Annotated in this window: 17 protein-coding genes and 1 tRNA gene; 12 read left to right on the forward strand and 6 right to left on the reverse strand. The window is 51.7% G+C overall.

From position 1 onward, the window contains the following. Positions 1-596 precede the first annotated feature (596 nt). The 3 genes from Q1B21_RS18335 to Q1B21_RS18345 all read left to right on the forward strand — a co-directional run bounded on the left by Q1B21_RS18335 (position 597) and on the right by Q1B21_RS18345 (position 3,176). Positions 597-1,064, forward strand: a complete 468-nt coding sequence (locus Q1B21_RS18335) for a type VI secretion system amidase effector protein Tae4 (RefSeq protein ID WP_299891866.1) — start codon at positions 597-599, stop codon at positions 1,062-1,064. After that, the gene (locus Q1B21_RS18340; protein WP_299891868.1) at positions 1,061-1,576 is read left to right on the forward strand and encodes a hypothetical protein; all 516 of its coding nucleotides are present in this window, start codon (positions 1,061-1,063) and stop codon (positions 1,574-1,576) included. The genes Q1B21_RS18335 and Q1B21_RS18340 overlap by 4 nt, the downstream gene beginning before the upstream one ends. Positions 1,577-2,480: 904 nt before the next feature. Beyond that, on the forward strand, positions 2,481-3,176 hold the full coding sequence (locus Q1B21_RS18345) for a hypothetical protein (RefSeq protein WP_299891870.1): 696 nt from the start codon (positions 2,481-2,483) through the stop codon (positions 3,174-3,176). A 10-nt stretch (positions 3,177-3,186) separates the two neighbouring features. Here Q1B21_RS18345 and Q1B21_RS18350 read toward each other — a convergent pair whose 3' ends face one another. Beyond that, complete coding sequence (locus Q1B21_RS18350) at positions 3,187-3,450, reverse strand: helix-turn-helix domain-containing protein (protein ID WP_299891874.1); 264 nt, start codon at positions 3,448-3,450, stop codon at positions 3,187-3,189. A 180-nt stretch (positions 3,451-3,630) separates the two neighbouring features. Between Q1B21_RS18350 and Q1B21_RS18355 the strand changes: the two genes are divergently transcribed. From Q1B21_RS18355 to Q1B21_RS18370, 4 genes are all read left to right on the forward strand, one after another. Next, complete coding sequence (locus tag Q1B21_RS18355; RefSeq protein WP_299891876.1) at positions 3,631-3,996, forward strand: hypothetical protein; 366 nt, start codon at positions 3,631-3,633, stop codon at positions 3,994-3,996. Between the two features lie 9 nt (positions 3,997-4,005). Further along, positions 4,006-4,416: a hypothetical protein gene (locus Q1B21_RS18360; protein ID WP_299891878.1), complete on the forward strand. Its 411-nt coding sequence runs from the start codon at positions 4,006-4,008 to the stop codon at positions 4,414-4,416. A gap of 103 nt (positions 4,417-4,519) precedes the next feature. Beyond that, positions 4,520-5,011: a hypothetical protein gene (locus Q1B21_RS18365; RefSeq protein ID WP_299891880.1), complete on the forward strand. Its 492-nt coding sequence runs from the start codon at positions 4,520-4,522 to the stop codon at positions 5,009-5,011. A 363-nt stretch (positions 5,012-5,374) separates the two neighbouring features. Continuing rightward, positions 5,375-6,238 (forward strand): hypothetical protein, encoded by an 864-nt coding sequence (locus Q1B21_RS18370; RefSeq protein WP_299891883.1) that lies wholly within the window; start codon positions 5,375-5,377, stop codon positions 6,236-6,238. A gap of 230 nt (positions 6,239-6,468) precedes the next feature. Here Q1B21_RS18370 and Q1B21_RS18375 read toward each other — a convergent pair whose 3' ends face one another. Further along, positions 6,469-6,726, reverse strand: a complete 258-nt coding sequence (locus tag Q1B21_RS18375) for a hypothetical protein (RefSeq protein ID WP_299891885.1) — start codon at positions 6,724-6,726, stop codon at positions 6,469-6,471. Positions 6,727-6,882: 156 nt separating this feature from the next. Between Q1B21_RS18375 and Q1B21_RS18380 the strand changes: the two genes are divergently transcribed. Then, entirely contained in the window at positions 6,883-7,365 is a 483-nt protein-coding gene (locus Q1B21_RS18380) for a hypothetical protein (protein WP_299891888.1), read from the forward strand. 438 nt (positions 7,366-7,803) lie between these two features. Here the strand turns inward: Q1B21_RS18380 and Q1B21_RS18385 are convergent. Continuing rightward, positions 7,804-7,879: transfer RNA gene (locus tag Q1B21_RS18385), tRNA-Thr, on the reverse strand. Between the two features lie 174 nt (positions 7,880-8,053). On the opposite strand from Q1B21_RS18385, the gene Q1B21_RS18390 reads away from it, so the two are divergent. Continuing rightward, positions 8,054-8,929, forward strand: coding sequence for a hypothetical protein (locus Q1B21_RS18390; protein WP_299891891.1), 876 nt, complete (start codon positions 8,054-8,056; stop codon positions 8,927-8,929). A gap of 9 nt (positions 8,930-8,938) precedes the next feature. On the opposite strand, the gene Q1B21_RS18395 is transcribed toward Q1B21_RS18390, so the two are convergent. Further along, on the reverse strand, positions 8,939-9,205 hold the full coding sequence (locus Q1B21_RS18395) for a DUF2312 domain-containing protein (RefSeq protein ID WP_120633351.1): 267 nt from the start codon (positions 9,203-9,205) through the stop codon (positions 8,939-8,941). 163 nt (positions 9,206-9,368) lie between these two features. On the opposite strand from Q1B21_RS18395, the gene Q1B21_RS18400 reads away from it, so the two are divergent. Next, complete coding sequence (locus Q1B21_RS18400; RefSeq protein WP_298937052.1) at positions 9,369-9,587, forward strand: hypothetical protein; 219 nt, start codon at positions 9,369-9,371, stop codon at positions 9,585-9,587. 9 nt (positions 9,588-9,596) lie between these two features. Here Q1B21_RS18400 and Q1B21_RS18405 read toward each other — a convergent pair whose 3' ends face one another. Continuing rightward, positions 9,597-9,812, reverse strand: a complete 216-nt coding sequence (locus tag Q1B21_RS18405; protein ID WP_298936939.1) for a hypothetical protein — start codon at positions 9,810-9,812, stop codon at positions 9,597-9,599. Positions 9,813-10,057: 245 nt separating this feature from the next. Between Q1B21_RS18405 and Q1B21_RS18410 the strand changes: the two genes are divergently transcribed. Beyond that, entirely contained in the window at positions 10,058-10,921 is an 864-nt protein-coding gene (locus tag Q1B21_RS18410) for an MBL fold metallo-hydrolase (protein WP_299891895.1), read from the forward strand. Between the two features lie 193 nt (positions 10,922-11,114). After that, positions 11,115-11,546, forward strand: a complete 432-nt coding sequence (locus tag Q1B21_RS18415; RefSeq protein WP_298936941.1) for a TIGR01244 family sulfur transferase — start codon at positions 11,115-11,117, stop codon at positions 11,544-11,546. A gap of 13 nt (positions 11,547-11,559) precedes the next feature. On the opposite strand, the gene Q1B21_RS18420 is transcribed toward Q1B21_RS18415, so the two are convergent. Further along, entirely contained in the window at positions 11,560-12,672 is a 1,113-nt protein-coding gene (locus Q1B21_RS18420) for a FliM/FliN family flagellar motor C-terminal domain-containing protein (protein ID WP_299891898.1), read from the reverse strand. Between the last annotated feature and the right edge of the window lie 69 nt (positions 12,673-12,741).

Below are 12,741 nucleotides of genomic sequence, written 5' to 3' on the forward strand. Positions count from 1 at the left end.
TGATATACCCCTGAAACTCACGGGCTTGAATCACGCAGCAGAGACGGCTGCAATCAAATTAATGGGTCCAGTGCCTAATGATGAACGCAACCGGGCCTCAGTTAAGCCCTGAGTAAAGTATCCAGGCCCCGTATAGCGCGGGGCCTATTATTCCGCAGATGGCACCAAGCCCTACGAACGCATATCCAAGCCATGAAAGCTGATTGTCAGTGTCTGTCACCACGCCCCTGAATGCCCAGCAGAAAGACGCAAATATCGAGGCGGATGCAGCAATCACGCAATAGAGTTGGAATATCGATAGGTCGGCCACTGTCATACTCGTAAGATGGTTACTGGCTGACCGGCTGTAAACCCCGCAGGGGAGTTAGCCCCAAAACCGCAACAATATCAAAGGCAGCTTCCGAAAAAGATACACACGATGGCAGGTCGCAACCAGGATAGCGAGACTTAACCAAAGTCAGATGCAAGAATGCTGTTTGTTATGACGCCGTCCAATCGCAAGGTATTTTGTGCTATCATCTTCGTCATTCAATTTTAGGTAATCTTGCGCCGGATCAGACCTGTTTGACGGTGCTATAGCCGCAGAGGGTTTAAAAATGTCGAAATTTGATGATTTATGGAACAACCATCCTACCAATCAGTCGCCCCCTTTAGTCGAACCTTGCACGACCGACGGTTCTCCGAATTTTACTAACCAGTGTTGTATCCGATTGGGTGTGGCCCTTACGAAATCAGGGATAAAGATTTCACGCTACCCTGGTGTCTTTTGTTGGCATGGCCATGGCAAAAAACACCCTTTGCGTGTTGAGGAGATGAAACTTTGGCTCAATTCAGACCGCGCAAAATTTGTTGGCAAAGCAAAGATATCAAGAAGCAGCCCGGCGGTACCGCAAAAGACGTTCGTTGACTACCTTGGTAAACGAGGCATTGTCGCATTTATCAACTTTTGGGGCGAAGGAAATCAAGGAGATCACATTGATCTATGGAACGGTGAAAGTGTAGCTCATGGCAGCCGGGATTACTTCGAGCGTTCAGAGCAAATCTGGTACTGGAAAATGACTTGAAACGGATATCCAATGCGCTCACGTCGGCTTTAGCATCCGTTATTTTTTGTGCAACGCCAGCGTTCACACAAGAGCTTGTTGTCGAATTGGCGACGGTAGAAACGAATGAGACCAGCACAAAGTGCATCTTTAAGTATCGTACCGATGGTTCGAAGCTGCAGACTATAGAGCTTGGGCTTAAACCCCCTTGCACGTTTGCCCTGCCTACGTCTGATCCATCGTCAACCGCTGCCGATGACGACGCATTCAGCAGAAAAGCAGCGGCTTGGCAATTTGGGAATGGTGACCTGGTCATACCGGTAATCGGCGACCCGGTTCCCACCGAGTGGCATAGTCAAGAATTGTATCAACTGCGAAAAAGCCAAGGATTGACGTGTGGCGCAAGTTTGCAGGGTGTTTTGGTTGATACACAAGGGATTCGCCTTTCCCCTAAACGTGAGCGTGTCGGTCTGTTTTGCGCAGAATTGGGTGTCAGCGCCAAGGAGGCCTGGTTGCTTGTATCCCCACAATAAACCCTAGCTTACATTACCCTAGGCGAGGCCCATATAGCAGATGTAGCAGGGCGCCTGCGCCATATTTTACCTAGTGATTGATACTACTGCCTAGACGAGCGTCCCGTTGCTCTTCTTGAAGCACGCTCTGAAAAAGGGCCTCGATTTCCGATTGATCCAAAGACTTTTCGAAACCTTCATTGTCAAATTGTTCCGTATCAAGGTTTCCCGGTATACAGACGCGGACCGTTCTGTTTTCCAACCAATGGTCCAAGAGCGACTTGATCGACATTGTTAAACTCCAGCAAACGAATTCAATAACCAATGGTGTCGCTGCGAGTCGTTTCCGAACCGCGAGTGGTAAGGCTCAAGGAATTTTGTGAGTGAGTGGAACCCGCAGCGACAGGGCGCATCTACAAATTTTTTCTAACCGGGCAAGGTAGGGGATTCCGCCAGAAAATTGCCCTTATTGACCATTCAGTCAAATTTCCACTTAATAAGCTTACGCTTACGTCAACTTCCTAAGTAATCTATTTTCCCATTGGACGTTGCGTCACATTGGTTGAACGTCTCAAAAAGCGGGTTGAGACCGCCAACTTTGGGAGATTGATGAAAACCTGATGCGGGCGGAACTAACCCCGACGCAAATGGCCGAACACCTAGCGAAGCGTAAAGAGCTATGGGAGGCACGAAAGCTTGCCGGGACAAATTGCCCCACCAAGAAGCCACAGTAAGAAAAGGGGTTCGCGAGTGAAACCGCAGAGACAACTGGCGTGGACAAGCGCGCTATCAACCGCGCCGTTTCCCGCGCTGAGGGCGTCACACAGGATGAATAATAACCGACGGCGGTTGTATTCAACACTGCCATTGGTGGCCCAACACACTTAGTGCTAGAGTACTCCAGTGCATTAAGTCGGGTAAGTTTGTGGTGCGAGAAGAACAAGCTGGTGCTTCACCTGCGATAAAGGACTTGGCAGAGAGCTTTAGCATCCAATCTAAGGTCGCTAATCGCATTTGGCTGGCAATGCTTCTCCCAATTTCCCTACTGTTAAGTAAAGTGCAGGATGACACTAGGAAGTTGCCATTCGGGCTTGGTGAATATTCCGTTGACCAGTTTGATGTTCTTATTCATTTCATTCTTGTCTGTATGATTATTAGCTTCACTTCTGCTCGCAGCGGAACTCTGGTTCCCTATGATTTGGCCCATAGCTTGTGTGATGAGATGACAGAGTTCGACGGCGTTAAAATTAAGCAACGTCAGTTTTTCACTATGCTGTCTCACCCGACACTGAATCGAACTGGTTCGATGATATCTTTGTCGGATACGATGTTCAAAAACTCAAAAACAGTGAGATTGTTGTCTGTTCACATGTATCGCATAACAAAATACACTGCAGTTGCGATTACTCTAGGATTGCCGTGCTACGCTATTATTTATGCATGGCGGAGAATTCTCGATAAGAGCAGTTTCTTGGTAATCGGAGCCGCTACCGCTTTCGGGCTTGTTGCTCTCGCATGCCTTTTTTATGTTCTTTTGGCTGAGTGGAAACACACAGAGCAAGTTTTCAGAAAGAAAGTTGTTCAAGCTAGGATCTCAAGCAAAGCTGCTTCCAACGATTGATAGCGACTCTTCAATCCGATTCTGCGTTTGAAAGCACTACCCCAACACCGTTGGCCGTGTCCCCTTCAACTAGGAACTGAATGCCTTGGGATTCCAAGGTCGCTCGGATGGCGTCTGCTGTATCTTTGCGACCCCCGACTGGGCCGTCCTTGGTCTCAAGTCTGGCTATGGTCGGATAAGACACACCTGATTGCTTCGCCAAATCCATTTGTGACCAGTCCAACAGTGCTCTTGCGGCTTTGATTTGCCTAATTGATAGAATTTCTATTGACATTCTTGCTGCTCGTTATGATATTTTTTCTATCAATATCACAGCCGGAGGACATAGCAATGATTGAACAACGCGTTTGCGCGAACAGAGAAGATTTGCCCAATGACTTCATCAAAGGGTGCCAGAGCCTTGCGGCAGCGTTGCAAACCTGACCGACGAACGCCCACCGATAGGAGCCACCATATGATTGACCGTCGCACATTAATCCAATCTGCACCTGTTGCTGCTCTGGCTATCGGAGCGACCGCTAACACCGCTGAAGCAACAGACCTACACGCTGAATGGGTAGCCGAGCAAAAAACGCTCTTTAAGAGCATTTTCGCACCAGGCGCACCGGATGCGGAATTAGATGATCCAAGATGGGTCCGCTGCACTGAGTTAGACAAGCTAATCAGTACAACCCAGGCCAAAACACCCGCTGGCGCTGCGGCGCAGTTGGAGTTCGCTATGAGCGAGGAGGCCAACTTTGACCTAACCGGTGGTGTTGCCGAGGATTTGGACGGCCAAGTCCTGCGCAACGTTTTAACCACCTTGAAATCCCTGATCTGAGAAGCGCACATGACTATCCACCGTAGAACTATGTTGAAATCAAGCCTGCCCTTATTGGCGGGAGCAATAGCTACAGGCGCAGCAGCCGGTGAACTGCTGGACGATAACGGACAAACACCAATCCAGAGCCTCTATACTGCATGGGCTGACCTGGGTAACAGGTATGGCAATGCGCTCGACGAAAACGATGCGCTTCCGGACCACCGGCACGCCGACGACCACTACAAGGAATGCGTTGAACCTATTTGCGATGAGTTCTTGGCGCTTGAACACAAGATGATGGAATTGCCGTCGCAGGACTTCAAAGACCTAGCAATCAAGGCCCGAATTTCAGCACGCACAGACGGGGTTATTGACGACAATCACAACCGGCTTATCCGAGCCGATGCAGACAGGATCTTGGGAAGTGTAAATCTCTGAGCCCGCTTCTGCACGAAGTATTCCAACAGACCTCCCTCATAAATCTGAGGTGCCCCGAGATCCGAGCGTCTGAGCCGCACGTTAACTGGATTCGAGATTTGGTATGAGTTTCTACAGCGCCAACCGACGATGGTCGGATCAGTTCTTGCCGGAGATAAAGAGCATCATCGGTTCGCGGTTGCTTCAGACCGCGCCAGATCCACTGGACCACTTCCAGGCAACCGACCTGCTAACGCTGGACGCAAAGGACATGCGGATTGCGGCCAGAGTGAGACGCCACGGGTACGCAGACAGATACCCGCACCAATTCACCATCCGGGCCAAGCTGCCAACAGGTGCCGAGACCGAGCTATCCAAGATTGTGAATGGCTATGGAGACTGGATGTTTTATGGCCATGCAGGACCGGACGGGCAGACGATTGTGAACTGGTGGCTGATAGACCTGAGTGCTTTTAGGGCGGCACTGATCCGACACCGGACAACAGGGGCGCACTTGCAAATGGGCGACATGCGCAACCCGGATGGAACGTGCTTCAAGTGGTTCGATATTAGGTCGTTTCCGAAGGAACCGCCGTTGGTGGTGGCGAGGGGCTGAGGGTAAAACTGTAACTTGGGCCGGGCGGCTTTTGCTTCGGAAGGCAGCTACGAGCCCTGAACTGCCGTTGCCAGGACACTCCAACGCTGCAGGTGTAAATGGCATCATTACAGATCAAGCAGACCGGGAGAGAACCTGTCGATTCAAAGGAACTAGGACTTAGGGCTATCCTTAGTAGTAGGTTGATTGAACATTGGATTCGTTTCCGTTGACTGCTCTGGGATCACACGCATGGTCTCGGGGTAAGGCATAAGGATCTAAATGCGCATGGTTCTTCGCACGTGAAAATCTGTCGCGTGACAAGTTAGGATTCCCGCGCTAGCGTGCCAAAAATACTTATATTTCAGATTGTTTGAGGCGAAAATGGCATATAACGCTACCGTTTTGTCGGTCATGATAGCATCCCCAGGGGACGTAACCGAAGAACGCAATCTCATTCGAGATGTTATCCACGAGTGGAACGATATCAATTCTAAAGCGACTCAGTGCGTATTGCTTCCAGTCGGATGGGAGACACATTCTGCCCCGGATTTAGCCGGGCGGGCTCAAGATATCATTAACAAAGATGTATTGGAGCATTGCGACTTTTTGGTTGGCGTTTTTTGGACGCGACTGGGCACTCCAACTGGAGACTTTGAGAGTGGGACAGTCGAAGAAATCAAGCGGCATGTCTCGGGCAGCAAACCCGCCATGGTCTACTTTTCAACGGCTCCGGTAGCGCCAGAAAGTTTGGAACCAGAGCAATACCAAGCGCTAAAAACATTCAAGGATTGGTGTTTCGGTCAGGGATTGGTTGAGACTTACGACAATATTTCAGATTTTTCTGACAAGTTCAGAAGGCACATTCAGATGAAAGTTCGGGACCACCCATTGCTTTCAAAAAATCTGTCGGAAAAGTCAGTGAGTACAGAGGGAAATTACATATCAACAGGCGAAGGAACACCGATAGTTGGTCGTTTGAGCGAAGAAGCAGTAAGGCTTTTGTTGGAGGCATCGAAAGACCGAAATGGAACTATCTCTCACTTACGCTACTTGGGCGGGCAAGCCATCCAGACGAACGGAATAAACTTTGCGGATTCTAAAGACAGAAGGTCTGTCGCGCGCTGGGAGGCGGCCCTTGAGCAGTTGCAATTGGAAGCTCTCGTAAAAGCGCTTAGTGCTAAGCGTGAAATATTTGAGATGACTGCTAAAGGCTATGAACTGGCAGACAAACTAACGCAAAGCTGACCTTGATCTCAAATCTCGCTGCGGGTGCAGCGAACGGCTGCATGGTGGCCAGCGAGCAGCCGGTCCAAAAATGGGCCGGTTGTTTCACTGAAAGCAGTGTAACGGGCCGTTGGTTTAACCGGGAATAACGGGTAGTTTCACGGTCATCCAACCGTCTTAGGTTGCGTGGCCGTGTGCTCCCAACCAACCCAGTTTCCTTCTTTGTCGTCCCAGTAGACCTGCAGGGTTCCCTACAGCTCGCCTGCTTCGTCAATCATATCATCAAGCTGGGAGAGTAATGCCTTGAAAAAGGATACATAGCTGTACTCTTTCGTTTGGATTTCAACTTCACCATCCGTATTGAAGCGGAGCATCAGCACATCTGATTCCGCGTCCTCAATAAACGCTACGACTGAAGGAGTGCCACTGCCATCGTCAATAATCATCGGTTGGTCTAGTGGGTAGCCGCCAGTTTCCATCAGCATCAGTTCACGAATTACGTTAGCCATCGCTTGCGCCCCCAATTAGTACAGATTCAAAACCATCATTGTATCAGAGCGATACTAAAGCCATTGGTTGAGTTGGGCAGCAAAAAAGAGGTTACCGTGAACTTTCAAGGGCAAGAACTGATTTCCAGAGCTACATATGTCTCAAACCGAAGCCTGATGGCATTGGCACTCACAAAAATCCTTACTGTCAGGCTGGCAGTTGACTTGAGTGGCTTTGCTCTCTTGGGTGTCTCGCCCGGACCAGCTCAAATTCACACAGTCACTGACCTCCTACTGGTATTCTTAGTACTGAACCATTTGCTCTCTTGGTTCGGCGACCTGAAAAGCTTTGTCGCTTGGAACCACCCGGGAAAGCTCTCCTCAAACATGAACCTAGACGCACCGGCGAACGAACAAGTATCCCGATTGGATCTTCTGGCTTTGCGCTTGGATGAGTATGACCGTCTTCTAGCAGACATTGCTGAAGATCCGCGAAAGAACAAGAATAGAGACCTACCGCAACTCAACAAGGAACTCGCAGCATCGGCCCGCTCACTAACCAAATCCACCTCAATTCTGGATTTGCACGCAAAACTGTATCTCTGGGGCTGGTTCCTAGTCCTTCCTCTCAGCGCTGCGATGTACGCCATATGGCTGTAGTCGAGATATCCAGCCGTCGAAACAGCCATAAAAGGTAAGCCGCAAATCATCCTGAGTTCGCCGGATCAGATCCAGGTTCGATAGGCGGTGGAGGACCGGCAAACTCACCGACTCATTCGCTGATAATACAGCGGATAAACAGCGGCGCTGAATGCCCTATAGCTCAAAGCCCTTTCCTGCCTGCAGAAAATAAACAGGCTTTCTGCTGGCTCTTGCTGTGTGCCGGTGGGTATCTTCAAGTAAGTGTGGTTAGGCGAGAACCTGTCAAAACCTCACATTCAATCGACCTTCTAATAATGGTGGAATTTGGTCCAGCTTGGGAATCGTGAAGGCAGTGGTTCGAGTGCTGTCTACCAGTGAGATTTCAGGGGATAAATCAGGGGATACAGACGGCCAATCAGGAAAACGTAAACTAAAACAGTTTCTTACGTGGATAAATGGTGCCCCCACACGGACTCGAACCGCGGACCTACTGATTACAAATCAGTTGCTCTACCAGCTGAGCTATAGGGGCACGAGCTGTCGGTTACCGTCTCTGGCAGAGGACTGCAAGTCTGATTTTTACTCTAACTTGGGGATTGCCCGATTTAGCGAGAACGTGCAGATATTCATTCTGTTGAAAATGCAGGATTTACTGTTAAAAACGCAGGCCGTGACAGGCTTGGCAAAGCCGCAGGGTGTTAAAAGAATGCAGGTTGTTATCCATGCTGGTGCCGCTTTTACCGATGACGGCCGACTGCTGGGGTCCCTTTTGGCAAACAAAGCGGCCCTTGCCCAAAGCCGGTCCCTTCCTCTTGGCCCGCGTCACAGCCGACAGTTTGTAAAAGTAATGTCCGATTCGGTGATCAAAGACGTGCCAGTCGACGACGCACAAGAGGATCTGCGCGAGATATTTCCCGAGGATCTGAATGCCGAGCGTTTGATCATCTCTAGCGACAAGTTCTTTGGGCCTAGAAGAACAGCACTTCAGCACGGCCAGATCTACCCTTTTGCTGGCAAGCGAACGGCCTATTCCGAAAAACTGCTTGAAGGGGCCCAAATCGAGCTTTTTGTCGGTTTGGTCAATCCGGGCAGTTTCATTCCCAAAATTCTGATGTCCCTGCATGAAGACCAAAGAGAATCGATCTTGGGCAGCACAGACCTGAGTTGCCTGAGCTGGTTAAACATGATCGACGATCTTGGCGATCTGGCCCCCGGGGTTAAGCTAACGCTGTGGGAGAACGAAGACACGCCACTGATTTGGGGAGACATTGTGCGCGCTATGGCGGGGCTAGCTGACGACGTTGCTTTAAAGGATGAATATGCGTTGCTCTTGTCGCTTCTCACTGGGACCGGGAAAACCCAGCTACTGGAACTGATCCAGCAAGGGACCGCAAAGGACAGACAATCGCTGCGGGACAGTTTGGCCGGAATTTTTGAAGATCACGCCCAACCCGAGCAGATCGAAGAAGAACTGGATCTACCGGGTTGGAATTCGGACATCGTCAGCGCGTTTTCGGAGTTGTACGAACAAGATCTGGCCAAAATCCGCACAATGCCGAATGTTCGGGTTTTGCACCCCTAAACAATCCGCCTACATGCCCAGCGCTTCTTTATACATTTCCAACACCGCCTCTTCTTCCGCGATGTCGTCTTTGTCGCGTTTGCGCAGGGCAATTACCTTTCGCATGACTTTGGTGTCGTAGCCGCGTGCTTTGGCTTCGGCCATGACCTCTTTTTGCTGTTCGGCAATGTCTTTCTTTTCTGCCTCCAACCGTTCGAGCCGTTCTACAAACTGGCGCAGTTCACCAGCGGTCACCCGGTAATTGGCGGCGGCCTGATCTTCGGTCATATCTTCCATATAGGTCTCTCCCAGAGGCTGAAATCTGATGCTGTCACATCGCGCAATATGCCGGATACATCGCCGCTGCTCGGGTCGCAAGCACCCAATCCGGGACCAGGCTTGTGCGATCCGGTCTGATCCGCTAAGCGCGGGCACAGTTTACGGACAATTGCGGGGCACTATGTTCGAATTCATCACCTGGGGCGGCGCCGCCCTTTCGCTGGCCGGGCTCGTCGGGCTGATCTGGTGCATCTTTCGCGTTATGAAAGCGCGTAAGGCCGGGCTGTCAGATGATGATTTGCGCGCAGTGGTCCAAGGCGTGCTGCCGTGGAATCTGGGTTCACTGTTTCTTTCCGTGATTGGTTTGATGCTGGTCATCCTCGGGATCTCCTTTGGATGACCGACCGGTTCAAACCGGCATATTGTCAAACCGCGCTTCCATAGCGTCTTCGCAAAGCGCAGCATCCAGACGGCGCAGGCGTGAAGGGACATGCATCCCTTGCCGGCGCATCCGATCAATAACTTTGCTCACGCTGGGTTGCAGGGCCAGACGCGTATCCAGACACGCGTTGTGAAGCTTCTGCTCAAGTTGCTCAGCTTCGGAATAGAGATTAGCTGTTGTCATAACCATCCTCCCAAGTGGTGTCATTCTGACAGATATAGGTAACGAGAATAAGACCCGAATATGTTACCTTGAAGTTGTGCGGAATCTTGCCGGACATCCTGGCAGTTTCCGCAATCAGGCACGGTTCGGCTAAAGTTTAATCCGATTTAGCCGATGCTGCTTTGATGGACATCAAAGGTCGGATTGACTTTTGCTTCATATTCCAAGTTTGATAGGTGACCGGAACTGCCTGAGCGGAGGACACCATGACACCTAAAGTGAAAGCTTTTTTTGACGGCCAGACCTTCACGGTTTCCTACGTTGTGCAAGAGCCTGAAGGCAGTGCCTGCGCAATCATCGACAGCGTTCTAGATTTTGATCACGCGTCGGGTCGGACAACAACACATGCCGCGGACAAGGTTGCCGAGTATGTAGGGTCCGAGGAGCTGAAGGTTGAATGGATTCTCGAAAGCCACGTCCACGCCGATCATCTGTCTGCCGCCCCCTACCTGCAGCAGAAATTGGGCGGCAAAATCGGCATTGGAGCGCAGATCGTTGCAGTGCAGGACACGTTTGGCAAGGTCTTCAATGAAGGCACCGAATTCCAACGTGACGGTAGCCAGTTCGACGCTCTGTTTTCCGAAGGCGACAGCTTTCATATCGGGCAGATGCGCGGGGATGTTCTGCACACACCGGGGCACACTCCGGCTTGCCTGACCTACGTGATCGGCGATGCGGCATTTGTTGGCGACACTCTATTCATGCCCGACTTTGGAACTGCTCGGTGCGATTTCCCTGGTGGATCGTCCACAACGCTGTTCGAGTCGATCCAAAAGATACTAAGCTTGCCGGATAAGACACGCATCTTCGTTGGGCATGACTACAAGGCGCCGGGCCGCGACGAATACGCATGGGAAACCACAGTGGGCGAACAAAAAGCGCTGAACGTCCATATCGGCCAAGGGCGCAGCATCGAAGAATTCGTGGAGATGCGCGACGCCCGAGACGCGACTCTGGCCATGCCGCGCCTGATCTTGCCTTCCCTGCAAGTCAATATGCGCGCTGGGCAAATGCCCCCCGCAGACGAACAGGGTGATGTGTTTCTGAAAGTGCCCATCAACAAACTTTAGTTCTGTCGGCATGCAGGTTGGACGCCGGTCATCCTGGCCCGACGAAGGCCAAAGAAATCTAGGCGTGCGTTCTCAAGCCGCGGCCCAACCCGAGCTACTTGGGAAGCCGATAGACCAAAGACTGGCGACAGCACATAGTGCAACATTAAGGGTGCAACTAGACAGACCCGCAGACGCGGCCTAAGGACATGGCATGGAGATTCGACCAATAACCCCCCGCTATTCCGTCTCGCCGCAGATCGCGGTCGAGGATGTTCCTGCCATCGCCGAGGCTGGGTTCGTCAAAGTCATCTGCAATCGCCCCAACATGGAAGTTCCTGCGGATATGCAATCCGATGCGATTGGCGAGGCTGTCCGCGCCGCCGGATTGGAATATGAGGTTCTGGAATTGACCCACCAGACGATGACCCCAGAAAACGTTGCGCTACAACGTGATCTGGCAGAGAGTTGCAGCGGCCCAGTCCTGGCTTATTGTGCCTCGGGCACGCGCTGTTCGGTCGTCTGGGCGTTGGGGCAATGCGACTCCATGAGTACGGATGAGATTTTGAACGCGACGACGAAAGCTGGATATCAGTTGGAAGGTCTGCGTCCGACTTTGGATCAGATTCGAAAAACATCGGGTTAACCCGACCGTAGAATCAGCCGCCGCGCTCCGACGCATCCTCTGGTCCGGTTAGACCCGCCAATTGAGAAATCTCGGCTGCAATCTGATCCGAATTCGCAAAATCCAGATCGCTCTCAAGCGATTCAGGGTCTGGAGTTTCAACCTTGTACGGTGTCACGTTCAGCGTGTCCGGAATCAGGTTCGAGGCGTCCTGGATGTCCTGTTGTGGCGCCCTTGTTTCGCTGGCAACGAATTTTCCCAGCTCAGGGTCTGCCAAGGCAGGCAGCGACGCGTGTTCATTTACGCGAACGGCCCGCAGACCGCCACACTGGCCAAGACGCCCCACTGCCACGCGCGTGCGATCTATGCTCAGGATCTCGGTCCGATCCACACGGGATCCGGTTAGAGGCACCAGATCTCCTACTTTCAGCCAGGACAGATTCGACAGTGGCAATACCATACGGCACAAGACAGCGTTCAACTCTGCCCGAACAACGCCTGCAGATTGTTCCAAGCTTGGTCCAGCTTCCGTCGGAGACGCAGCGCCTTCATCTGGCAGAAACGGATGATCAGGCAACAGAACGGTGATTTGCCCCTGCCGCAATCCCCCTGCCAGATCCACAGTCAGTTCGAATGCGCGATAGGCATCGTCAACCAGGGCAAGGGACAGCTTCCCCAAGTCCGCAGAACGTGATCTGAATTCGTATCCGGTAAGGCAAGCCTGATCGGCTGCCGCCTCGACCAGAGTGGCAGCGCGCGCCAGGGCTTCTTCGATCAATGGTGCCGCCATGGCGGCATCTGTATCAGTAAACGCACGCGCGTTTGGCCGGGCTTCTGTCACCTCTCCTATTGTTTGGGTTTGAACGATGGCGGAAACACAGCTGGGGTCCAAACAGGCCGCCGCAATCCCTTCGGGACCACTGAACAACAGTAGCAACAAATTTTCGCCGAGCGTTTCAACAAACTCATTTTGTTGCCGGGTGGATTGCCTGACTCCGATAACCGTAAGCGGCAGGCTCAGCCTATCCCCCGCCGCCCGTGCGAATCCCAGTCGCAATGCGCGCAGAATCGAGCGTGGACGATCACTCAAATCATCCTGCCCAACCGACAGCTTGCGCGCCAAAGCAGCGCTGACAGAATGTGCCATGGCTCTAATTCACCAATTGTTCCAGCAACTGACACTTGGTGTAACCTGACGACCGTTACGAAGTTCTTT

It is taken from the genome of uncultured Ruegeria sp., from assembly GCF_947504215.1.
Taxonomy (GTDB): domain Bacteria; phylum Pseudomonadota; class Alphaproteobacteria; order Rhodobacterales; family Rhodobacteraceae; genus Ruegeria.

Bases quoted from the DNA above. Each gene is read 5' to 3' on its own strand.
- Q1B21_RS18365 (WP_299891880.1), top strand. From the start codon at position 4,520: ATGAGTTTCTACAGCGCCAACCGACGATGGTCGGATCAGTTCTTGCCG.
- Q1B21_RS18355 (WP_299891876.1), top strand. From the start codon at position 3,631: ATGATTGACCGTCGCACATTAATCCAATCTGCACCTGTTGCTGCTCTG.
- Q1B21_RS18360 (WP_299891878.1), top strand. From the start codon at position 4,006: ATGACTATCCACCGTAGAACTATGTTGAAATCAAGCCTGCCCTTATTG.
- Q1B21_RS18390 (WP_299891891.1), top strand. From the start codon at position 8,054: ATGCAGGTTGTTATCCATGCTGGTGCCGCTTTTACCGATGACGGCCGA.
- Q1B21_RS18400 (WP_298937052.1), top strand. From the start codon at position 9,369: ATGTTCGAATTCATCACCTGGGGCGGCGCCGCCCTTTCGCTGGCCGGG.
- Q1B21_RS18370 (WP_299891883.1), top strand. From the start codon at position 5,375: ATGGCATATAACGCTACCGTTTTGTCGGTCATGATAGCATCCCCAGGG.
- Q1B21_RS18335 (WP_299891866.1), top strand. From the start codon at position 597: ATGTCGAAATTTGATGATTTATGGAACAACCATCCTACCAATCAGTCG.
- Q1B21_RS18350 (WP_299891874.1), bottom strand. From the start codon at position 3,450: ATGTCAATAGAAATTCTATCAATTAGGCAAATCAAAGCCGCAAGAGCA.
- Q1B21_RS18420 (WP_299891898.1), bottom strand. From the start codon at position 12,672: ATGGCACATTCTGTCAGCGCTGCTTTGGCGCGCAAGCTGTCGGTTGGG.
- Q1B21_RS18405 (WP_298936939.1), bottom strand. From the start codon at position 9,812: ATGACAACAGCTAATCTCTATTCCGAAGCTGAGCAACTTGAGCAGAAG.
- Q1B21_RS18415 (WP_298936941.1), top strand. From the start codon at position 11,115: ATGGAGATTCGACCAATAACCCCCCGCTATTCCGTCTCGCCGCAGATC.
- Q1B21_RS18380 (WP_299891888.1), top strand. From the start codon at position 6,883: ATGGCATTGGCACTCACAAAAATCCTTACTGTCAGGCTGGCAGTTGAC.
- Q1B21_RS18395 (WP_120633351.1), bottom strand. From the start codon at position 9,205: ATGGAAGATATGACCGAAGATCAGGCCGCCGCCAATTACCGGGTGACC.
- Q1B21_RS18375 (WP_299891885.1), bottom strand. From the start codon at position 6,726: ATGGCTAACGTAATTCGTGAACTGATGCTGATGGAAACTGGCGGCTAC.
- Q1B21_RS18410 (WP_299891895.1), top strand. From the start codon at position 10,058: ATGACACCTAAAGTGAAAGCTTTTTTTGACGGCCAGACCTTCACGGTT.